The sequence below is a fragment of the Helicobacter canis genome (genome assembly GCF_900451095.1).
In the GTDB taxonomy this organism is placed as follows: Bacteria; Campylobacterota; Campylobacteria; order Campylobacterales; family Helicobacteraceae; genus Helicobacter_B; species Helicobacter_B zhangjianzhongii.
Genome location: NZ_UGHV01000001.1, coordinates 541,359 through 564,792, shown reverse-complemented (window position 1 = coordinate 564,792; position 23,434 = coordinate 541,359). Strand labels below are relative to the sequence as shown.

Annotated in this window: 16 protein-coding genes and 1 tRNA gene; 14 read left to right on the top strand and 3 right to left on the bottom strand. The window is 45.4% G+C overall.

Features of this window, described 5'->3' with window-relative positions; genetic code table 11:
- Positions 1-128 precede the first annotated feature (128 nt).
- The 6 genes from DX060_RS02725 (at position 129) to DX060_RS02700 (ending at position 6,941) form a co-directional block, all read left to right on the top strand.
- Entirely contained in the window at positions 129-1,676 is a 1,548-nt protein-coding gene (locus DX060_RS02725; RefSeq protein WP_115011036.1) for a hypothetical protein, read from the top strand.
- Between the two features lie 71 nt (positions 1,677-1,747).
- A tRNA-Lys gene (locus tag DX060_RS02720) sits at positions 1,748-1,823 on the top strand.
- Between the two features lie 171 nt (positions 1,824-1,994).
- A complete protein-coding gene (locus tag DX060_RS02715) occupies positions 1,995-3,587 on the top strand; it encodes an ABC transporter substrate-binding protein (protein WP_115011035.1) in 1,593 nt (530 codons plus the stop codon).
- On the top strand, positions 3,587-4,537 hold the full coding sequence (locus tag DX060_RS02710; protein WP_220176686.1) for an ABC transporter permease subunit: 951 nt from the start codon (positions 3,587-3,589) through the stop codon (positions 4,535-4,537). The genes DX060_RS02715 and DX060_RS02710 overlap by 1 nt, the downstream gene beginning before the upstream one ends.
- A gap of 9 nt (positions 4,538-4,546) precedes the next feature.
- Positions 4,547-5,413, top strand: coding sequence for a nickel ABC transporter permease subunit NikC (gene nikC, locus DX060_RS02705; protein WP_115011034.1), 867 nt, complete (start codon positions 4,547-4,549; stop codon positions 5,411-5,413).
- Entirely contained in the window at positions 5,406-6,941 is a 1,536-nt protein-coding gene (locus tag DX060_RS02700; protein ID WP_181814149.1) for an ABC transporter ATP-binding protein, read from the top strand. The genes nikC and DX060_RS02700 overlap by 8 nt, the downstream gene beginning before the upstream one ends.
- Positions 6,942-6,988: 47 nt before the next feature.
- Here DX060_RS02700 and DX060_RS02695 read toward each other — a convergent pair whose 3' ends face one another.
- Positions 6,989-8,401 (bottom strand): DNA recombination protein RmuC, encoded by a 1,413-nt coding sequence (locus DX060_RS02695; RefSeq protein ID WP_115011032.1) that lies wholly within the window; start codon positions 8,399-8,401, stop codon positions 6,989-6,991.
- Positions 8,402-8,810: 409 nt separating this feature from the next.
- On the opposite strand from DX060_RS02695, the gene DX060_RS02690 reads away from it, so the two are divergent.
- On the top strand, positions 8,811-9,269 hold the full coding sequence (locus DX060_RS02690) for a hypothetical protein (protein ID WP_115011031.1): 459 nt from the start codon (positions 8,811-8,813) through the stop codon (positions 9,267-9,269).
- The gene (locus DX060_RS02685) at positions 9,238-11,493 is read left to right on the top strand and encodes an ankyrin repeat domain-containing protein (RefSeq protein ID WP_147278748.1); all 2,256 of its coding nucleotides are present in this window, start codon (positions 9,238-9,240) and stop codon (positions 11,491-11,493) included. Before DX060_RS02690 ends, DX060_RS02685 begins: the two co-directional genes overlap by 32 nt.
- A 23-nt stretch (positions 11,494-11,516) precedes the next feature.
- Here DX060_RS02685 and DX060_RS02680 read toward each other — a convergent pair whose 3' ends face one another.
- Positions 11,517-12,404, bottom strand: a complete 888-nt coding sequence (locus DX060_RS02680) for a hypothetical protein (RefSeq protein WP_115011029.1) — start codon at positions 12,402-12,404, stop codon at positions 11,517-11,519.
- A gap of 61 nt (positions 12,405-12,465) precedes the next feature.
- Between DX060_RS02680 and glyS the strand changes: the two genes are divergently transcribed.
- The 6 genes from glyS (at position 12,466) to DX060_RS02650 (ending at position 22,462) form a co-directional block, all read left to right on the top strand.
- The gene (glyS, locus tag DX060_RS02675) at positions 12,466-15,294 is read left to right on the top strand and encodes a glycine--tRNA ligase subunit beta (protein WP_115011028.1); all 2,829 of its coding nucleotides are present in this window, start codon (positions 12,466-12,468) and stop codon (positions 15,292-15,294) included.
- A gap of 7 nt (positions 15,295-15,301) precedes the next feature.
- Complete coding sequence (locus tag DX060_RS02670) at positions 15,302-16,660, top strand: outer membrane family protein (protein ID WP_115011027.1); 1,359 nt, start codon at positions 15,302-15,304, stop codon at positions 16,658-16,660.
- 87 nt (positions 16,661-16,747) lie between these two features.
- A complete protein-coding gene (locus tag DX060_RS02665; RefSeq protein ID WP_258552169.1) occupies positions 16,748-18,037 on the top strand; it encodes a TolC family protein in 1,290 nt (429 codons plus the stop codon).
- Entirely contained in the window at positions 18,034-19,098 is a 1,065-nt protein-coding gene (locus DX060_RS02660; protein ID WP_115011026.1) for an efflux RND transporter periplasmic adaptor subunit, read from the top strand. The genes DX060_RS02665 and DX060_RS02660 overlap by 4 nt, the downstream gene beginning before the upstream one ends.
- Entirely contained in the window at positions 19,098-22,157 is a 3,060-nt protein-coding gene (locus DX060_RS02655; RefSeq protein ID WP_115011025.1) for an efflux RND transporter permease subunit, read from the top strand. The genes DX060_RS02660 and DX060_RS02655 overlap by 1 nt, the downstream gene beginning before the upstream one ends.
- Before the next feature lie 11 nt (positions 22,158-22,168).
- Positions 22,169-22,462 carry a DUF3240 family protein gene (locus DX060_RS02650; protein WP_115011024.1) on the top strand — a complete coding sequence of 98 codons (294 nt, stop codon included), beginning with the start codon at positions 22,169-22,171 and terminating at the stop codon, positions 22,460-22,462.
- A 102-nt stretch (positions 22,463-22,564) separates the two neighbouring features.
- Here the strand turns inward: DX060_RS02650 and DX060_RS02645 are convergent, their stop codons facing one another.
- Positions 22,565-23,416, bottom strand: a complete 852-nt coding sequence (locus tag DX060_RS02645) for a hypothetical protein (RefSeq protein ID WP_115011023.1) — start codon at positions 23,414-23,416, stop codon at positions 22,565-22,567.
- Positions 23,417-23,434: the final 18 nt, after the last annotated feature.

Sequence of the window (23,434 nt, the reverse complement as noted above, 5' to 3'; positions counted from 1 at the left end):
CCACAAAGGACAAGTATGGCAACACAACTAAATGCGATAGGGGGGGGCGAAGTAAAAGTAGCATAGCCTCTGCTGTATTTTATGGGCTATTTTTTGGCTTTATCCTTGCGTATGCGGGATTTATTGTTATGGATTCTGCGATCCCTATGCTTAATAGCGATGGGTTTGTGTTTTTCACGCAACTCCTAGAATCTAAAAGCGCGTGGCACGGGCTAGCAGGGCTAGAGATGAAGAGATTTTTCCCCTTAGCTGGGTGGAATCTCGCCTTAATCGCGCAATTTTCTCTAAGCCCCTATGCCTTTATGCTAGGCAATGCCTGCGTGCTTGTGGCATTTGGGGTATGCTACCTAGCCTTAGGGCGACAAAGCCGAGCCAATCACTGGGCGATTTTGGTGATGTTTGTTTGCGTGGTGCTAAGTGTGGGCTATGCCAAGCTTATGGTAGAAATCGTCTTCCCAGAGACGACACTCACGCTTTTTATCCTTGCCTTTTTGCTCTGCTACTTCTACGCACTACACTCCCAAAGCAAGCCCAAGTCGTGGCTACTTGCCCTGCTAGCCCTGCTCTTTGGCAATGCCGCAATCTATCTCAAAGAAGTCGCCTTTGTCATTATCTCTGGCTTTGGGCTAGCGCATATCGCCCTATCACTGCTTGAAAGTTTTATACGCACCAAATCCCTTACACTTACTAGGCGTATTTTTCTGCTTGATATAGCCCTAGCACTCTCTGGCGTGGTGTTTCTAGGGGCGTATGCCTACTTCACGCGCGGTAGCAGTGGAGACTACTCGGCTATGGAGATTTACTCATCTGTGCGGCTTTTTGCCGTGCTTTTCTTAAGCGCACCTTTGCTTAGCATAGCACTGCCTGTGGCACTCGGCTTCCGCCTATATCGCGTGGCTAAGGGCGATGCTATCGATGTGTTTTGGGATAGTGTGGGGCTTAGTGGTTTTGCCTATATGCTCGCATTTATCGCGCTTGGTATGGGGAGCTTTCATTATTTCACCCCGGCAAATATCCTAGCAAGCTTATATCTGCTCTTTTTGCTAGGGCATTATGCGTGCATTAAGAGGTGGGGATTTAGGGTAATTACTGCAGTAGTGCTGGCTATCTTGCTTACCTCATCAATCCCACAAGGTATCCACTATCTCACTTTCTACAAAACGCAAAACAAAAATATAAATGACACAATGCGCTATCTTGCCAGCTATCTTAAGAGCCACCCACACACGACCATCTACTTTGAAGGCTTTGGGCGTGGAGTGGATCGCTACTATAATGCGTGGAGTTATCCTGCGATATTTTCTATCCTGCCCACAATCTTTGGCGTAAGAGAGTTTGACATAGCCAGCAAAGAGCCTAATGGCACTTCCTTTAGCATAGATCCACACTCATCTCTAAGCTTTTTTAACTCCCAAGAAGTTAGCACCCCAGATTCTAGCGACTTGCTCATTATCACCGCTCTTAGCGATATGGATATTGCGGATTCTAGGATTACAGAGCTAGAATCTAGCCACGAGCTACTATTCAAAACAAGCAATCACCCCTATTTCCCACAATACACGCTTATGAGCATAGGGGCAAAGCTTCTGCAAGATCTGGGCATTTCTCACCCTTTAAGCAATTATGGCAATCCCTACCGCCTCCCAGCCCAGAGCTATATCTTCCGCATTCCCTAGAGCAAGTAAAATGGGGGTAAAGGGCTTTTGGTGTGATTTTATGAGATTTTCTGCTATAATCGCGCCTTGGCGGACGCGTAGCTCAGCTGGTAGAGCAACTGACTCTTAATCAGTGGGTCCAGAGTTCGATCCTCTGCGCGTCCACCACTTCTTACCTCTGCTTAAAGTCTTAGCAAAGTCATCTTATCTTCGCATCTATTCCACCGCTCACCACATTAGCCTATCTATTTATATCACGATCTTTGATACCCTAGAATCTAGTATTACACAAATATAAAAATAATAATATAATACGCCAATCTTTTCACAAGGCTCATCGTGCAGACATCATTTCTCAAAGATTCTACCACGCGATCTCGCGTGGATATTTGGCGAGTTTTTCTCCTAGGGATAGTGCTATTTGTGGGATCATCTAGTGCAAAACTTGCTAATGCCACAGAGAATCACACCCTATCCATAGCCATATCCGCGCCTGTTGGTGCGCTCAATCCTCACGGCTATGGCACAAACGCAATGTTTGCGCAAAATCTCGTCTATGAGGGCTTAACCAAGCTTGATAAATCCGGCAATATTATCCCTAGTCTTGCGACCTCGTGGGACATTAGCCCTGATGGCAGAAGCTATACTTTCCACCTGCGCAAGGGCGTGCGCTTCTCTAATGGCGAGATCTTTGATGCCGATGTTGTTTTGCTTAATTTCACCTCTATTTTGCAGCACAGAGAACGCCACAGCTGGGTAGGGCTAATCCACGCGCTAGATTCTATAAAAAAGCTTGATCCCTACACGATCGTGCTTACACTGAAATACCCCTACACACTCACACTAGATGAGCTAGCCTTTGTCCGACCATTTCGCTTTTTGGCAAAAAGTGCTTTCCCTAGCGATCTTAATCTAACCACCTACAACCCCACCCCCATAGGCACCGGCGCGTATATGCTAGAGAGTAGCAGTGCAAGCACAATAACTTTCCGCAAAAACCCTTACTATAAAGATTTTAGTAGCTCACAATCCCAAGCACCTAAAACACCCTATTTTGACACCATCATCGCTAAAATCATCTTTGAGCCAAGTGCGAGATTAGCCGCCTTGCAAGCTAGACAAATTGATGCGATCTATGGGCTAGAGCTAGTCTCGCTTGATATGTTTAACACCGCGCGGAAAAATCCACGCCTACGCACCTACACAAGCGCACCGCTCTCCACCATACTCCTAGCCATAAATCCACGCACCAAAGCCCTAGAATCCACTTTTGCTCGAAAAGCCCTAGTGCAAGCCCTAGATACAAGCGCACTTATCCCAAGCGTCTTTGGCGATCTTGCTATGCAAGCTACAAGTATATATGCGCCAAACACAGCATTGCTACAATCTGTGCGATTCCCCAAGCTCCCGCCACATCAATGCGATATGGCACACACCCCCAAAGACCCCATAGAGCTAATCTACCCAAGCAACAACCCCCAGCAAAAAATGCTCGCACAAATTATCCAATCCCAAGCCAAAGCCTGTGGCATACCCCTACGCATAAAAGGCATAGAGCCTAGCGCGTATAAAAAGCATCTTATCAACAACACTTTCGAGCTTGCTTTCACGCAAACTTGGGGTGCGCCTTATGAGCCACTTAGTCATCTCTACTCAATGCAAAAAGAAGGGCATATCGAGTATAAGCTCCTGCAAGCCCTAGAATCCACGCACGCGCAAGACTTCCACAAGCACACGACACAAGCTATCCACACTAGCACGACCAAAGAGCTACAAGATCATCTCAATACTGCCCTATCGCTACTCTTTGATGCCTATATACTCTTCCCCATAGCCCACCAGCGCAATGCCGCCATTGTGCGCAGTGAGATTAAAGGCGTAGAAATGGGCGCACTTGTAGTCGAGCTTCCTATAGCTGAGTGGTATCAATAATGCACAAAACTAGATTCTGGCATATAGCACGCCAAACACTTCAGCGCGTGCTATATCTTATCCCTATTTTGCTTGTGGCGTCATTTGGGATTTTTATGCTACTGCGTTTAAGCGTGGGCGATCCTATCGCGCAGTATCTCACTCTATCCAATCTCCCTACCACGCAAGAAAACATCGCATTTTTAGAAGCAGAATTTGGGCTTGATACCCCGCTTATATCCCAATACATCGCGTGGCTATACAAAGCTATCACGCTAGATTTTGGGACTTCGTTTATGAGTGGAGAGCCTGTGAGTGCGGTCTTTTTCTCTCGCCTACCCATAACCTTAACGCTCGTTGGTATAGGGGTGGTGCTTATAGGGATTTTTGCTAGCATTTTTGGGAGTATTAGCGCATTATATAAAGAGAGATTCCCAGATATTGTGATAAGTATTGTGTGTTTTATAGGGGCGTGTATGCCAAGCTTTTGGCTAGCATTTTTGCTGGTGTGGGTCTTTGCCATTACACTAGGGTGGCTGCCTGCGGTGTGGGACTCTACTCTATCAAGCTTTGTGCTGCCTAGCATAAGCTTGGTATTTATGTCGCTTTGTGTTACGACAAGACTTTTACGCACAAGTATGCTTGAGGTGCTGGACTCTCGCTTTGTCCTCTATGCCAAAATCCGTCAGCTTCCGCGAGCAGTCATCACCTATAAGCATATTTTCAAAAATGCCATTCTCCCACTACTAGCGATAATGGGACTACACATCGGCGAGCTGCTAGGTGGTGCGCTTATTATTGAGAGTATCTTTGGGATACCGGGTATTGGGCTATATTGTATCCAAGGCATAGCCAATCACGACTATCCCATTATCCAATGCTTTGTGATCGTGCTATGCGTGGTTTTCACGCTGGCAAATGTGCTTGTTGATGTGCTATGTGCCTATCTTGATCCTAGAATTTCTCTGTAATGGATATATATGCTAAAGCCCACTGCTATTTACACATCTTCGCCTAAAATCCACAAACACTTCCCACTGCAAGGCAAAATCGCTCTTTGTGGTATCGCGCTTTTGCTACTTATATGCGCTTTTACTCCGCTTCTTAGCCCATATCAGCCCGATATGATCGATCTCTCCAAGCAGCTAGCCCCTATGAGCAAAGAGCATTTACTAGGCTGCGATCACTTGGGGCGAGATATTTTCACAAGGCTTGTTTATGGCGCGTATATCTCGCTTGGGGCAAGCCTTTGTATCATCGTGCTTGTGGTAGTGATCGGCATTTGTGTAGGTGGGGTAGCTGGAGCATTAGGAGGAGTGTGGGATAGGGTGATTATGCGCGTGTGTGATGTGTTTTTAAGTATGCCTACGATGATTTTGGCATTGTTTTTTGTGGGGGTGCTTGGCTCTGGACTATGGAATGTGATCATCGCTATAACGCTCACGCATTGGGCATTTTATGCGCGTATATCTCGCTCGCTCACGCTCTCTTTGCGATCTAAAGAGTATGTAGCTATCTCGTATATGCAAGGACAGAGCTTTTGGCAAAGCTTTAGGCAGAATTTTCTCCCAAATTTATGTATCCATATACTTGTGCTTGCCACTATGGATATAGGGCATATAATGCTTCACATCGCTGGGCTATCTTTCATCGGGCTAGGCGTGCAGCCACCGCTCGCAGAATGGGGGCTTATGCTTAGCGAGATGAAAGACTCTCTATATAGCGCACCGCATTTGCTGCTATATCCCGGAGGCGCGCTTTTTATCACTATCGCGCTTTTTTCTCTGCTGGGAGAGAGCTTGAAGCGGTTTTTCACTACACATTTAGAAGATGTGCGTTATGGCTAAATCTAAGCTAGCACTCGCGCATATCTCTGTATCTTTTGGCACAAAGCCGCTGCTTACAGACATTAGCATATCGCTAGAATCTGGGCAAATCACCGCGCTTGTAGGCAGAAGTGGCAGTGGTAAAACACTCTGCGCCCTAGCCTTGCAAGGCTTGCTTCCCTCTAATCTCACACAAACTAGCGGATCTATCTTGCTTGATGACACACCGCTTGCTACCGCGCATAAAGCTAGCGCGACTCCCATCATCGCAAGCATTTTGCAAAATCCCCGCACCTGCTTTGATCCACTTCACACGATGCAAAGCCACATCGCAGAAAGCGTGCGTGCGTGGGGCAAAGCCTATGATCCTAAGCAAATCGCTAGCTTGCTAGATACACTAGGGCTGGATTCTAGTGTGCTAGATCGCTATGCTTTTGCGATGAGTGGAGGTGAGCTACAACGAGTGATGATCGCTATCGCCCTGCTTGCAGATGCGCAATTTCTCATCGCCGATGAGCCTACAAGCGATTTAGACGCCATTGCCACGCAAGAGATTATGCAGATATTGCAACGCATTTGCAAGGAGCGTGGGATAGGGATCTTGCTCATCACGCACGATACTAGGCTTATGCGCATAGCTGATAGAAGCTATCATATAGACGCTGGAAAGATCATCAATGATATACGAGGTTTTTATAATCCATTTACACATACACCGATATATGATAGGCAAAAACTAGAATCCACTTTGAGACTTTTGCGCCTGCGACATATCAGCAAAATCTATCCTATCACCACTGCTTCTGCCACCACTGCGCTAGATTCTATCTCACTTGAGATATATGCAGGACAGAGGCTTGGCATTGTGGGTAGAAGCGGCAGTGGTAAAAGCACGCTAGCAAAGCTTATCGCACGCCTAGAGAGAGAGTCTAGCGGGCGGATCACCTACCCAGCGCATTGGCAGACTCACAAGAGCTTAAAGTCTCGCCGACATTTTTACTCCCATATTCAGCTACTTTTCCAAGATCCCATAAGCGCGCTAAATCCTAATCAAACTATTTGGCAGAGTCTCACCCAAGGGCTTCATCATCTCCGCGGCATTACTGATAAAGCCGCGCAAGAGCAAAAGATCTTCCCCATACTAAGCGCACTAGATTTAGACCGCGCACTTTTGCACACCTATCCTGCTATGCTTTCTGGCGGGCAAGCCGCTAGGATCAATCTCGCCCGCGCCCTTGTTGTAGAGCCACAGCTGCTAATCCTTGATGAAAGCACTTCAAGTCTTGATAGCCACACTGAAGCGATGATCCTAGATTTCATCGCTACAATGCACGCAAATAATCTCACAGACAAGCGACATCTAAGCGTGCTATGTATCACGCATAATCTCGCCTTAGCACGCGCATTTTGCGATCGTATTGTGCTTATGGATTCTGGGAAGATCATTGAGATAGTCGCGCATAATGAGCCTTTCACAAGCCCACAAGGCAAATTACTAGAATCCACTTTTACTACCGCTGCCACTTCTGCCGATAGTCGCGCCACATAGGGCAAATAGTCGATAAATGGATCTAGATTCTAGGGCGGCTTGGATTCTCACTCTTGCTTATCTTCTCCCTCATCGCATTCTCCCTCTCTTTCTCCCTCACTCACTCTCTCTCTTGGCTCATCGCTTATATCATCACTATGGCTAGTGTGGTTGAGCGATTTTGATTGTGGGATTGATTTTTTCGTCTTTGCCCCTAGGGCTTTTAATCTATCAAATCTAGATTCTAGTCCGCCCTTGCCTCGCAGCTTTGTATTCATATCTTTTGCTGCACTTTGCGCACTTTGCAAGCCTCGCGCCATTTTGTCAAAATCACTGCACACATCGGCAAACTTGTCATAAAACTTCCCGATCTCATCAAATGCCTGCTTGATATTCTTATCGCTTTGGATATGCTGCCAAGTGATAGCAATCGTCTTTAACGCCATAAAAAGCGTATGCGGCGTGGTGAGATAAATCTGCTTAGAATACGCATAGTCATACAAGCTAGAATCCGCCTCTAAGGCTAGATCTAAGATATTGTTATAAGGGATAAAAAGCAGCACAAAATCATAGGCATTTTCTATGTCTTTATAGGGTTTGCTTGCTAGCTCATCGATACGCGCTTTGAGATTTTGCGCGATTTCTTGGGTGTTTATCTCTGTCTCATCATCGCAAGTTACGGCATTTGGCAGGGGGAATTTGGCATCGATGATGATTTTGCGCTTTTCATCAAGGCTGACAATCGCATCAGGGATATATCGCCCGCCTTGCGTGTGGAGCTGCTCTTGGAGACTATACTGCCTACCTTGGATAAGTCCGCTACTCTCAAACACCCTTTTTAGCTGCAGCTCGCCGAAGTTTCCGCGCAGCTTCTTATCACCCTTTAGGATCCGCCCTAGCTCTTGCGCACTTTTGCTCATCTCTTGGGAGTATTTGAAGGCGTTGTCGATGTTTTCTTTCAATTTGGCTTCATTTTGCAAAAGATTTTTTTGATACTCTTCAACGCGTTGTTTAAGCGGCGTGAAAACCTCATCTAAAATCGCTTTAGAATCCTTAGTGAGTGCGAGCTTATTTTCATTCAGCAAGGCGGTCTTTTGTAGCTCTAGGTGCTTTGCTAGCTCACTTTGCAAGGTGCTTAGAGAGAGTTTATACTGCGCTTCAAGCTTGGAGAGATCTTGCTCATATTTATCTTGTAGCTCTGTCTTTTGGCGAGCAGATTCTGCGCGCTGCTCTTGGAACCGCTTATTGGCAGTATTAAGCATAGCCTTTAGGCTGGCGATTTCTTGGAGTGCTTGGATATGGCTAGATTCTAGGGATTTGGCGGTGGATTCTAGGGCTTGGGTTTTGAGCCTGTCTTCTTGGCGAAGTGTCTCGCTTAAGTGCAAAGCCTTTTGTGCGGCGATAAAGCGCGCATAGAGCAAAGCCCCTACCCCACCTAATCCAAACAACGCAATAAGCAAAATACTATCAAGCAATGTCATAGTGGTCCTTGTGATCAAGTAGTATTGTAAGTGCTGGGTATTGTAGCGTAGAATGTAGCTAATGCGTATGAAGTAGCCCCTTTGCAAAGGGGCGTGGATTATTTGCTAGATGTGTTATTGCCTCTGCCGCCGCCGCTTGGGTTACCGGTTGTAGAAGGCCACCCAGCTCCATTAGGATTACTAGAAGGTTGTCCTCTTCCCATTGCCATCTCCTTTCATAAATTTGCAATGACTTTGCAGACATTGCAAGGTGGATTCTAGTAGAGATGCTATCTATAATGCACGAAATGAGAGCGACACGAATTTACAAAGCTAGAATCTTAACGCTGCAGTTTCTTGTCATTGGCTTTTCTTACACCAATGGGATCGCTTAGATACAATACTTATATCACCAAACTAAAGAAGCACTATGAAAACATTTGCGAGATTTTATGGCGCAAGCGAGATCATCTGCGAGCTATGTAAAATCCTAGAGATTTCACACTATGGCAGCAAAGAGCTTGAGCGATTTAGGAAAAATGATGAGCTTTCATTGCGCGAGTATAAAGATATTCGCGATACGCTTATAGAGCGTATCGCTTCTGTGCTCTGCGCTGATGATCCGCGCTCACTTGAAGCGATTTTGGGCAATGCGCTAGAGTATTATGAAAGCTATACTAGTCATATAGAGACACTAGGTGCTAGCCAAAAGCAGCTTGACTTTGCTACTTTGGTGCATTTTGTGATCCCTTTTATCGCGCCATTGTTTGAATACATTATGGATAGCAAGCACGAAGGCTTAATAATCGATAGGATTTTGCCTGAAATAATTGTGGGGGGGGGGGGAGCAAAGCGCAGTGCAAAAAGCCATTGCCTTTATCGCAAATGATGTGGATTTAAAGAAATATTGTGAGATAAGTGGAGATCGCAATAGCTTTGAAAACATTGAATATAGCAAAATCCTTACAACACTGCTAATCAACACCAATACCCAAGCGCAAAATCCCAGCGATATAAAAAGTGATGAAACCCTAAGCAAAAGTATCGCAAGCTGGCTCAATGGCAGCCACACCCCAAGCCACAAATCTATCCAAGGTATCAGCCAGATTGCTACATATTGTGAAAACCTATCGCCAACGCAAATTAGCTCGCTGCTTCATATCGCCAAGCTTGTTGATGGCTTTTTCAGCTGGGCAGGAAAATACTTCGGCAAAGAGCTGTGTGAAGTGCTTATCGCACACTATCGGCTTATGAATGTATTTGGATTTTTGGAGAGTAGAGAGCTATTAGACCAAGTGCTAAATACCTGTGCTAGCCAAGCACGCGGAGCAAAAAATGCGCTCAATATACTAGCAGATTATTTTGCTCACAATATCTTTGCAATATGTATGCTAAAAAATATCAATCAAATACCCCAAGAAGCCTTGAAAAACTTCGCCAAGCAGCTAGGGGATCGCTTTTACATTGCACATAAGCACTACTTTGATCATATTGACTTTTTTGTGCCTTCGCGTGCGTTTGCTCCCACTTGTGGTGATAAGATTTTAGATTGCGCAATATATCTGCAATCGTGTATGCAAGCTTTGAGAAATCCAAAGCATATTATCAGCTTAACAAAGCCACAGATTTTAGAGCTTCTTGATAAGTCATTTGAGAGCTATGCTAAGGCACAGGGCAAGCTTTTTACAGCGAGCTTGCCAGATAAGCCGCTTAATGAAAAGGCATTTGAAGACGGGCTAGAGGAAATAAAAAGCCTAAATACTTATAAAAATGATCCATATCTGCACTTTATGCAAGGGAGATTCTACGCTCATAAAGCGCGAGACTCTCACACAAAGGACAAGCAAAAAGAGCTACTCAAAAACGCCCAAGAGCATTATCTAAATGCCTTAGAGTATGGCAAAGGCGTAATGGGAGAAAATTATAAAAAAGTAGTAGAAGAAGGCATAGCAGTTAGTGCCAATCTCACACGCCAAAACGAACTTGATGTCAATAATGCCAAAGCACCTTTAAGCAAATTCTACAAAAGCGCGTATTTTTTAGGGCTAGTGAGTCAGGCAGATGATGTGGGGTATTTGGTGCAGGATTTTAGGCATAAATTTACGCTGCTATTCCACAAAGATGAGCAAGGGATCTTAGAGCAAAAGCGTGCAAAAAAGCAGGAGAAGAAGTTTGCACTTTTCTCGCCTAATCACTTTGCAATCGATAATGAAACACTAAAAAATCTACCCATAGACTTCACAAAGCCCGATAAAATGATCACAGATATTTACCCTAATCCCATTAGCCAGCTTGCTCACACTTGCGGAATCCTTGATGTAGAATCTAGCAAAAGGCTCATAGAGCTTGGGGCTGATGTAAATTGGCGTAAGGATGATGGGGGAAGTGTGCTGATATTTGCATTACAAGGCTTGGGCGAGCCTTGGCAATGCTACAATGAGGCGCAAAAGCAAAAAGCCCTAGAGCTTTGCGCACTGCTTATCCCAAAGATGAGCCAAGAAGCCCTAAACACAAGACTAAGGAAGAAAAAGCACACCGCACTATCTCTTGCTATTTCTCTAGGGCTTGTGGAAGTAGTGAAGCTACTGCTGGATTTTGGGGCGGATATGGACGCACACACTTGTGATAGAGACAATCTAGGCGCGCTGTATTATTGCTTGCAGTGTATTGCTTGGGCTAAGGGCAATGTGCCTAATCCATCTGCTGCCATATCCGCAATGAGCAAGGAGCAGATCATTTCTGCGAGCAAGGGGAGCCTAAGTGAGTCAATCTTTGATGATGAGACACTACACAATGTGTATGAAATGTTTAATCACCCAGAGCTATTGCAAGTAGCATTAGCAAGGATAACCAAAGGGCATAGGCATTTTCTTAAAGAGTATTATGCGATTTTTGATCTGCTACTAGAATCCACTAGCAATGTCGATAATGTAGAAAAAGAGTGCAATGGCTTTACCCCACTGCTCTTTGCCACAGAGATTGGCGAAGTGGAATGTGTCAAAAAGCTTTTAGCCAAAGGTGCAAATAAAGAGCATAAAAATAGCGATGGCTGCAATGCCTATGCGATAGCAGAGTATTTTCATCATATAGAGCTAATGAGCCTTTTGCGCTAAATACATAGCGCAAATCCTAGAATCTAGTGTCCTTCAAAAATGAGCGTGAAGTCTTCAAAGTTTGCATCATAGTTATTAGGTGCTTTAGAGCTAGGATTTGGGCTGCCCTCTAATGGGAGATCGACAAAATCATCTTGCAAGGGAGCTTTGGGGCTTGGGCTTTTTGGAGAGGTTTGGGGCTTGGGGTGTGCTTGCTTAGGCTTTGGGTTTTGGTTTGGGGCTTTTTGGAGAGCTTGGGAGCTAGAGTGCGGGGCTTGCTTAGGGGGTTTGGCATTTTGTATGCGGGCATTGATTGTGGCAGCGGATTTGTTTTTATCGTGCAGCTCTATCAATGTGCTTTGGTTTTTCACGCGCGAGTATTTGGGGATATAGGATTCTAGGGCGCGGATTTTTTTCCCAATGCTTAGATAGTAGGATTCTGCGAGTTTATTGCTCGCGCGATCTTTCTCCCATTTGAAGCCTTTGTTGTAGGATTTGATGATGTTTTTGTGATTGCCCTTGTGGTATTTATGCCAATACATCAGCGAGTCCAACGCCACTTGACTAGCAAACCTCCTATCATCGATAAGCAGCTGTCCCATAACATTGCGCGTAAAAGGTGTATCACTATAACTAGAGTAGTATTTAAGCACCACAGGGATATGCGCGTGATAAAGCCCAGCAGAAGGATCAGAAAAATTCATCATATATGCCCCAGCACACGACTCTTGCCACGCGATTGCCGCCATCGTGTAGCCCATACCCTTTGGTGCGCCAAAGTTATAGGCGTAAATGATGTGATCTCTTTGGGCTTTGGTGAAGCGGTTGAGATTAGCGCACTCCACTTGGGGGAATTTCGCGCTAGGAGCTGCTTGCAATACGCTAAAGGCGCAGCACAGCGCAAGGATCGCAGATAGCTTGGGGGATTTCATAAAAGCCTTTTAATATTGGATTTGCTACAATGGCGCATTATACCCAAAGACAAGGACACTGATGTCATCTAGCGATTTGCAAGCAACTCAAGAGCTGCTAGTAGAGATTCTCACAGAAGAGCTTCCCGCACTCCCCTTTCTCAAAGAGTGGGGCAATATCGCGCACAAATGGGAGCAGGCATTAGCGCAGTTTCACATACAAGCCCCTTGCGAGCTACACTACACACCCCGCAGGATTGCTATTTATAGTCGCGCTTTTCCTACGCATACTGCTGCGCAGATACAAGAATTTTTTGGACCGCCTTTGGCGATAGCTTTTATTGATGGTGATAGGAGTAAGGGGCTTAGTAAAGCAGGACTAGGGTTTTGTAAAAAGGCAGGGGTGATAGATTCGGCTTTGGGTGAGCAATTTGACAAGATTGAAAATTTTGTGAAAGGCACGGACAGGGAGTCCGCTAACCTTCCCCAAAATTTTCAAAACTTGCAAAGCCCCACCGCAAATCCTAGAATCTTGGGAGACAATCGGGGCGGTATTGAAAACTCCGCACAGGATTCTAGCCCACAGGCTGAGTCCTTGTTGCAAGTAGTAGAAAAAGACGGCAAGCAAGTCCTCTATGTCCGCAAAACTCAAGCCGGACTAGAATCTAGGCAGGTGCTAGGCGAGGTAGTAGTGGCATTTATCCGCTCATTACACTTTGGCAAGAGTATGCGCTGGGGGGACGCTCAAGAGGGCAGTGGGAGTGAGAGCTTTATCCGCCCAATCCGTAATATTATGATACTACTAGATTCTAGCGCGATAGATTCGGCTTTGGGTAGCCATAGCGGCGATTTTGTGGATTTTAGGGCAACCGCAGACCATCAGTCTAGCTCTGCCCCAAAATCCACAAAAAGCACCACTAGCCCCACCGCAAATCCTAGAATCTTGGGAGACAATCGGGGCGATATTGAAAAATCGGCTTCATCGTCATTGCGAGACACTGCGGAAGCAGTGGCGCGGCAATCCACACAAACATCGACACAAGCCCTAGAATCCACTTTTGATAATGCCAACGCCAAAACACAAAAAGCCCGATCACCGCAAACATTCGGTCAGCAAAGCAAAGCAGCGACACTCCTGCACCGCTCCTACACCCCCAAACAACAAGACCTCCTAGAATCCACTTTTGATAATGCCGCCCAAGAAATGTGCGCAAAGGAAGCGTGGGTGCAAATCACAGGGCTTGATGACTACTTGCATAAGCTGAAAAATGGCGGCGTGATCCTTAGTGCTGATGAGAGAAAGCAGCGGATCTTAGAGCAGATCCAAGCCCTAGAATCCACTTTTAGCCTGCAAGTAGAGTTAGACTCTGCTCTTTTAGCCCAAATTGTCGCTATCACAGAGTATCCTACCGCGCTGCTAGGGGGATTTGATGAGCGATTTTTAGCCCTGCCAGAAGAGGTTATCACTACTTCAATGAAAGAGCATCAAAAATATTTTGCCGTGCGCAAAAATGGGCGGCTGTATAATGGCTTCATTGTCGTGGCAAACGCGCTTTGCGATGAGTTTAGTGCGATTATCAGCGGCAATGAACGCGTGCTAAAAGCGCGCCTAAGCGATGCAGAATTTTTCTATCGCAATGACTGCGCTACGCCATTAGACAAAAAACCTTTGGCAAGTATCGCCTATGTCGATGGGCTAGGCTCTATGCTAGATAAAACAAACAGAGAGGAGATCATCAGCGCGTATTTGGCGCGATTGTATGAGCAAGATAGCCAGCAGATCACACAAGCAATCGCGTATTCTAAGGCGGATTTGCTTAGTGAAATGGTAGGGGAGTTTCCGGAGCTGCAGGGGATTATGGGGCATTACTATGCCCTAGCACAAGGACTCTCGCACGACATCGCCCAAGCCATTAAAGAGCAATACCTCCCAAATGGCGAGGACTCTGCCCTGCCAAGCAGCAAAATAAGCGCGATTGTAGCCCTTAGTGGGAAGCTTGAGAGCTTGCTCGGGCTTTTTAGTATCGGCACAATCCCTAGTGGCTCAAAAGACCCTTATGCCCTACGCCGTGCGGCAAATGGTGTGGTAAAAATCGCCCTAGAGTGGAATCTAGCCTTTGATGTGAAGCAGATCCTAGGCGATATGGCTAGAATCTGTGCCTATGATATTAGCCAAGAGAATCTCGCGCGATTGCAGGGGTTTATCATCGAGCGACTAGAATCCATTTTAGACATACCAGCACAAATTTTCCGCTCCGCTTCAAGGGGGATAAGCGCAGATCTCTGCACTATCGCTAGCAATGCCAAAGCCCTAGAATCCTTGCTTGTGCGCGATGATAGAGAAGCACTTATGGCAGTGTTTAAGCGCGTGGCAAATATCACTAAAGATATTATGGGGGATTCAGCTTGTGGGCTAGAATCGTGGATTGCTTCGTCGCGCTGTGTCGATAGACAACCAAGTCTTATCTCCTTGCGCGGCTCGCAAAACCACGATTCTAGCTCCACAATCTTAGAATCCCAAAACGAGAGCAAAAAACAAGCACAGGGTGAAAAATCCGCTTCATCGTCATTGCGAGTCTTGCGGCAGCAAGGCGAAGTCGCAGCAAGTTTCTTTAGTAAAGCCGAATCCACCAACACACAAGCGATTTTACAAAGTCTTGACACTTCACTCCTAACCCCCCCTGAATCCGCCCTCTACAACAAGCTCCTATCGCTCAATCTCCCCGCTCTCACGCATCCGCAGCATAAACTTGACGCGCTTTTTTCACTCAAAGAAGAGCTGGAGGTGTTTTTTGCTAGCGTGCTTGTCAATGATGAAGACCCAGCCTTGCGCCGCAATCGCAAATCACTACTTTATGCGATTTATGCGGAGTTTTGCACCATAGGGGATTTGAAAGAATTAGCCATTTAGGATTGCTATGCGCTTGGTGTGGTTGTGGATTATGATAGGAGTGGCTCTCCTAGCTAGCACACAAGAATCCCTAGAATCTACTATCCCTAAAGCTAAAGAAGCTCCTATATCATCACTAGATATAGGACTAAGTAGCGATACTAGTAGGACACATACATCATTTTTGCGGGTTAAAGACATTGATCTAGCCTCCTTTACCACTGCGGCGCATTTGGATTCTACTTTATTTAGTGCGCCCTTTGCCACGGGATATAGCGGACTATGGACAAAGCTATCGCTAGAGAGCGAGAGATTTTATGGATTCTACCTAGGGGGGGCGTTTTCTGCCATTGGGAAGCTTGCAGACTTTGCCGCTAGACCTATCACGCGCTATGATATGCAAACAGACCCTAGAATCTACTCTTTGCTTATCAATAACGATGAAGCAAAGGATCTCTTCTATACAAGCGATGCTGTGCATTTGCCAGCACTTTTTATAGGCTATGAGCATAAGAATATGGGCTTTCGTGTAGGGCGATATGATGCAGAATATGAGTGGATAGGAGACTACTTAGAGGGTGCGGAGATTTATGCAGATATAAAGGGGGTGCGCTTGGCACTTGGGGGATTCTACCGACAAACTTACGCCAACCCAGCAGAAAACACGCGCTATGGCTATATAAAAGATCTCTATGAAAAGCATCAAGGCTATGCGATCAATAAGCATTTTTACGCCGATGCAAATTACCAAAAAGAGCATTTTGGGCTGCGTTTATATGCAAATTATTTAGCTAGCTTGTATGTCGCTAGCGGACTTGCTGTGCGCTATACGAAGGACTTTGGATTCTGGGATTTGGGGATTAAGGCACACGGGACCTTTGTGAGTGCTGGGATACAAGACCCAAATCTTTGTGCTAACCCACAAGTCGCAGAGGAAGTGGGGCTTGCTTGCTATCAAAAGGGCAGTTTTGGCAAGCTTAATGGCGGCGTGGCGCATCTTGAAGGGCTGCTTGGCTTTGGCTACTTCCATCTCTCACTTGGCGCAGTGGTCAATGACAAAAATCAAGCCACAAATCTGCTGCCCATCTATGCGGATAATAACCCGCTAGAATACAACACTTACATTTATGGCGAGGGCGGGCGCACGGGGTATATTAAGCTTGATTATCGTGGGATAATGCTAGGCAAATCCTGTGAGCTAGGGGGGTTTATCGGGCTTGGGAGGACGATGTTTTTTGCCCCTGATGTGCATTACTCTAATCAAGTCGTAGGCGAGCTAGAGCTAGACTTCCCAAAAATCAAGTGGCACTTAACGCTTGTGTATTTAGATGAAGTGCGCTACTCTAGGACTTTGGTAAGCAAGCTCTGGGTAGGCTATAAATTTTAAACGATTAACACAATGGTTAAAAAATCTTTGTAGAATCCACTTTTCAACTATCTTTGGAGTGTAGCAAGGTGCTTGGAAACATACTTCTTGAAGACATATTTGGGGAGAATCTTTGTGGCTAAGGCGTGCCAGATCAGCATAGCCCTATGCTTAGGTGTATTGTTACACGCGCAGCCTATCAGCAAGCAAGCCTTTTTTGAAGCCGTGGAGCAAAATAGCATAAATCTCGTGCAAAACAAAGCACAATTTCAAAGCTTGCTAGAAACCCAGCGTGCGACAAACTCGTGGGAGTCGCCCTATACAGAGGTGGATACAGGCTTTGTCAAAAATGCTTTAGGCAAAAACGAAGTCTCTGTAACGGCACTTGTGATGCTCCGCCCTAAGCTTCCTTGGGTGCAAACACTTTTGCATAAGAGCCTGCGCATACAAATTGAGCAATATGATAAAGCTTATAAACTCTACAAAGAGCTAGCCTATATCGCTGCAAAACGACTCTATCTCTCCTATGTCCTTACCAAAGAAAAATACAATGTCGCGACACAAAGAGAGAGTAATTTCTACCACCAGCTACAAATCGCTAAAGCAAAGCTTGATGCAGGCAGTATGTCTAAAAAGGACTATATTAGCTTTAATAACTCCTACCTTGATGCCAAGCTTTTAAAAATGCAGACCCAAACCCAGCTCCTAGAGCTGCAGCGCACACTACATCAGCTCCTAGGGCTTGTAGAAGCCCACACGATCGATCAAGAAAAAGTCGATGATGAGATTCTTGATAGCTTGCACGATATAGTTGTTGATAATCTACACTTTAGCTACACGCACATAGAGCCAGAATCCGCCTATAAACAGCTAGAGGTTTCACCATATTTGGATATCCTAGCCCTGCAAGCTAGAAATTATCAAACAAACGCCAAGCTCGCCAATCGCGACCGCTTTGAAGCCTTTGAGCTAGGTGGTGGGATCGCACACGCAGAGTCCAGCGACAATGCCCAGCTGCGATTTTCTATCCCGCTACCCATCACGCCCAAAAACACGCATTTAAAGCGCAAGTGGCTAGCCCTGCATAGCGGCAGTGTGCGTGAGAGCGAGATCACAAAAAACAATTTGCTCATCAGTGTGGATTCTTATCTTGATCAACTAGAATCCAAAAAAAGCTTCATAGAACTCCAGCAAGAAAATATCCAAAACAAAAAAGACCTAGTAGAAATGGGCAAAATCGCCTATGAATCGCAGAAAATCAGCTTGTTTGAATACCTAGCCTACCAAAATTCCTATATGGATAGCATTATCACGCTAGCAGATGCAAAGCTAGAGTATATAGGCATACAATCGCTACTTGAAGAAACCTTAGGGACAATGATAGGAGAAACACAATGAAACGATACATTCTAGGCGTGTTAATCGCATTTGGCACACTCTATGGCTACAAAGAAGTGCGCTTAAATGCTGTCCAAGCACAAGGACTAGGCATTAAAGACATTCCCATAAAAAACCCAAGCATCACACGCGGCGTGCCATTTAATGCTTTCATCGACTTTGACAACAAAGACTCCACGACACAAAGTTCTACCTTTGATGTTGTGGTAGTGGCGATCTATAAGCGAGAAGGTGAGCAGATACAACAGGGCAATGAGATTTGTGAGATTAGCTCTAATGAGTTAAATAATCTCTTTTTCGAGCTAGAAAACACCCAAAACAAGCACCGAGTCGCAGAAGAAATCGCCAAAAAAGATAAAGACTTATTCCAAGCTGGTGTCATCTCCCAGCGAGAATATCAGCAAAGCTATCTTGCAAGCAGAGAGCTTTATCTCAAGCTAAGTCAGCTAAGAAATACTTTCAAGCTTTTTGGGATTGATCCAGATAAACCTAGGGGGAATTTTGGATTCCGTGTGGTGGCGAGTGCGAGCGGGATCCTCTCTGTCGCGCCTAAAAATACCGGCGAGAAAATCCCAGCCTTTACCCCCTATGTAAGAATCTCTAAAAACAACAACCTCCTAGCGCGTATCAAAATCCCGCTTTCTGTCTCCGACTATGTGCTACCCGGATCTAGGGTGTATAGTGAAAAAGGACAATATGTCGGTGAAATCACCACCATATCCGTAGTCGTGGATAAAAACAACAACTCCATAACCGCGATCGCCGATCTCAAAGAAGGCTCGTTTCGCGTAGGCGAGATTGCTGACATCTATATCGAGGGCAAGCAGCCCAAAGGCTCGTATATCGTGCCCTCAACGGCTGTGATTAAAAATGCTAAAGACAATCTCATCTTTGTCAAAACCCCTAATGGCTATCTCCCAAAAGTCGTGCAAGTCATAGAAAAGCGCAGCAAGTCCTTTATCATTGATGGCAAGGGCTTCAAGGGCAATGAGCAAATCGCCTCTGGCACACTTGTAGCACTAAAAGGGCTAATTAACAATATCGGGGTCGAGGGGCAATAATGCTAGCAAAAATCATCGAATGGTCTTTAATGCAGCGCATTATCATAATGATTTGCGCGTGTGCATTGCTGCTTTTTGGTGGGTATAGCTTTTTAAGCATTGCTATTGATGCATTCCCTGATGTCTCATCAACCCAAGTGCGCGTAGCTGTCAAAGCCCCCGGAATGGCACCAGAAGAAGTAGAAAACCGAGTCGTGCGCCCCTTAGAGCTAGAGCTTCAAGGCTTACCTGGGCAAAAGCTCTTGCGCTCCACTTCCAAATATGCTATCGCGGATATTGTGCTAGATTTTGATGATAGTGTGGATATTTATCTCGCACGCCAGATGACAAACGAGCGGCTAGCAAATGTGCTAGCTGATCTCCCAAGTGGTGTTGATGTGCGCTTGCAACCTATTGTAACGCCGCTTTCAGATATGTTTATGTTCACTATTGAGGGCAATATCTCTAATCTTGAAAAACGCCAGCTTTTAGACTTCATTATCCGCCCAGAGATTAGGAAGATCAAAGGCGTGGCAGATGTAAGCTCGCTTGGGGGCTTTGCCAAAGCCTTTGTGGTGATCCCGGATTTTAATGATATGGCGAGACTTGGGGTAACGATAACCCAGCTAGAATCCGCTCTTGAAGCAAGTTTGAAAAATGACGGCGCAGGGCGCGTGGATCGAGATGGCGAAAACTTCTTGGTCAAAATCCAAAACGCCGCGCTCACCCCAGAGCAAATCGCCCAGCTAGCGATACAAACAAATGTAGGCTTTGTAAAGATTGGGGACTTTGCTGAAGTAAGCACAAGCTATATGACTAGGCTAGGCTTTACGACCAAAAATGGCGTAGGTGAGACGACACAGGCGATCGTGCTTTCACTTAAAGGCGCAAACTCCAAAGAAACCATAGAAAAAATCTATGAAAAATTTGATGAGCTAAAGCCTCTGCTCCCAGAGGGCGTGCGGCTAGAAGTCTTCTATGATCGCTCCGATCTCACACAAAAGGCAGTCGATAATGTTACAAAAGTGCTGATTGAAGCCATTGTGCTAATTGTGGTGCTGTTGTTTTTGTTTTTAGGGGATTTGCGTGCAGCGATTGCTGTAAGCGTGATTTTACCCTGTGCGCTTTCTGTGGCGTTTATCTGTATGAGCCTAAATGGTATGAGTGCTAATCTTATGAGCCTAGGTGGGCTAGCCATTGCCATTGGGATCTTGGTGGATTCTGCTGTGGTGATGGTGGAAAATGCCTTTGAAAAGCTAAGCTCTAATACCACCACAACAAAGCTACACGCCCTCTATCGCGCGTGCAAGGAGATCTCTGTCTCTGTGGTAAGTGGGATCATCATCATCATCGTATTTTTTGTGCCAATCCTTACTTTAGAGGGCTTAGAGGGCAAGATGTTTGCCCCTTTGGCAAAAAGCATAGTTTTCGCCCTTTTAGGCTCTTTGGTGCTTTCAATCACTGTGATCCCCGTAGTCGCCTCTCTTGTGCTAAAGACCAAAGAGCATAAAGAAACACTTATCACGCGCTTTTTTTATAAAATCTACACGCCCACCCTACACTTTTGCCTAAGTCATAGTAAATTAGTCATTAGCTGTGCATTTGTATTTTTGTTTCTCTCGCTCTCTCTCTTTCCTTTTGTGGGTAAATCATTTATGCCGACCCTTGATGAAGGCGATGCGGTGCTTATGGTGGAGATGACACCATCTGTCTCGCTTACACAATCGCGCGATTTGCTACTGCGTATCCAAAAAACGATTAAAGAAAAGGTCCCAGAAGTCAAAGAAATTGTCGCACGCACAGGGACTGATGAGCTAGGACTTAGTCTTGATGGGCTTAATCAAAGCGATATGTTTATCTCCTTTATCTCTAAAGAAAAATGGCAGGCAAAAAGCAAGCAAGAAGTGCTTGAGAAAATCACAAAATCCCTGCAAAGCTTTGTAGGGATTAGCTTTATTTTTACCCAGCCTATTGATATGCGGATTTCAGAAATGCTTACAGGTGTGCGCGGGGATTTGGCGATCAAAATCTTTGGCGATGATATTGACAAGCTCAATGAGCTTAGTAAGCAAATTCGAGGGATTTTGCAAGGGGTGCGAGGCAGTAGTGAGGTTTTCACCACGCTTAATGAAGGGGTAAATTATCTTTACATAACCCCAGAAAAGCACATTATGAGCAATGTAGGCGTAAGTGTCGATGAGTTTGCAAAATTTATGAAATCTTCCTTAGAGGGCATTATTGTCTCCTATATCCCTATGGGCGTGGCACGCGTGCCTGTGATTATCCGCCAAGACCCAGAAATATCTACGGATATTACTAAGCTTGAAGCTTTGGAGATGTTTTCATCACGCGGCTATGTCGTGCCAATTAGCTCCATTGCTGAAATTAAAGAAGTCGATGGTCCTGTAACAATCGTGCGTGAGAATAATCGCAGAATGAGTGTCGTGCGTAGCAATGTAGAAAATCGCGATTTAGGCGGCTTCGTCGATGAAGCAAAGGAAAAAATCTCCGCGCAAGTGAAGCTCCCGCCAAATTACTACATCACTTTTGGCGGGCAGTTTGAAAATCAGCAGCGAGCCAACGCACGCTTTGCGGTGGTGATCCCTATAAGCATTGTGGTGATATTTTTTATCCTCTACTTCACTTTTAAAAGCGTGCCTTTGGCATTGCTGATTTTGCTCAATATCCCCTTTGCCGTTACAGGTGGGCTTATCTCGCTCTTTTTATCTGGGGAGTATATCTCTGTGCCAGCGAGCATTGGCTTTATCACGCTCTTTGGTATCGCCGTGCTTAATGGCGTGGTGATGATAGGGTATTTTAAAGAGCTTATTAAGCAGGGTAAAAGTGTCGATGAAGCCGTAGAAATGGGGGCAAAAAGGCGGCTACGCCCTATCCTTATGACCGCCTTTATCGCGGCATTTGGGCTTGTGCCTATGCTGCTCTCAAGCGGTGTGGGAAGCGAGGTGCAAAAGCCCCTTGCCATTGTCGTGCTAGGCGGGCTTGTAACCTCTAGCTCCTTGACATTGCTACTACTGCCGGCGATGTTTAGGATCATCGCTAAACGCATACGAATCGTGTAGAAAGGGAGATTATGTGTAGCTGGCTACAAATTTATGCCGATAGTAAGCTTAAAGACCACATTGTCGATGCGCTGCTAGAGCGCAGATTTAATGACTTTTATTATAGCTCTTGTGATAAATATGCCTTGCGCGATTTACTCATTAGTCAAAGAGAGCAAGTAAGTGGGCGCAAGCAGTATGGGCGGTTTGATTTATATATCGACTATGATAGGGCTGTGGAGCTTGTAGGGTATTTTTATACCAAATACGGACGCGATGATATTAGCTGCTATATGCTGCAAAATATCACTGACTTTGAAAGCTAGCCACAGAGCTAGATTCTACCACCTAGAATCTAGCTCTAAATTTGCGCGATATGGCAGGTTTAAGATATTTGATAAGTGTATCAAATCAGCCAAAATACGCGCCTAATCAATACCAAAGGCACAAAACACCTGCGATTCGTGGATATAGCCAAATATTGGACTTTTTGCGCCATTGGGGAAATAAAACACTCCAAGCCAAGCAGAATCTTGCGCGCTACCCTTACTCCTAGCCGATAGGCTCTCCCCTGCATAATACAATCTCGCACCAGCTTCGCTACTAGCCCCTCCGCCAAAATCCTTTGCCACACACTCGCGCTTAATTTGCGTGATGATTGTGCCATTGGGGGATTGGCGTAGGTTGATATAGCTATCTGTAGATTTATATTTCAAACGCAAAGACCCTAAATCTTCATAAGCCAAAGGCGAGATAGAAATACCGCTCAAAATCTCCACGCGTTCTATATTTGCATAAATCTCGTGCCCCGCATCACCCTCACCATAGAATCTATAATCCTTAAGCCGCACTTTTGCCCTAGCCGCCACGATAGCAAAAATCTTTTTATCCATTCCAAGCTCGCCGGGCAATGTCAGCTCCCTAGCATTATGAATAAGCACAGCTCTATTTTCCCTATGCTTTGTAAAATCTATCTTCTTCAGCTCATCTATACTAATAAAACTATGATACAAAAATGGCAGCTTAAGATTTGTATCAGGGTAGAATCTTAGGCTCATTTGACTCCCCTCCATTTCGCCCTCATAGCCTTTCTCAAGCACACCGGTAAGCTCCACCTCTCCAGCAAAGCTCACTTCTTCTACACCATTAGTCCCGCTAAATGTGAGAGAATCATAACTCACTATGCCACTATCACTTAATAGCCCTGTGTGCGTCAGCTCCCTAGGGAAGCCAAAAGCTACCGCCGCTAGCAAACTCATAATCACAAAAACTCTTACCATTGCACTCCTTTGGTATTT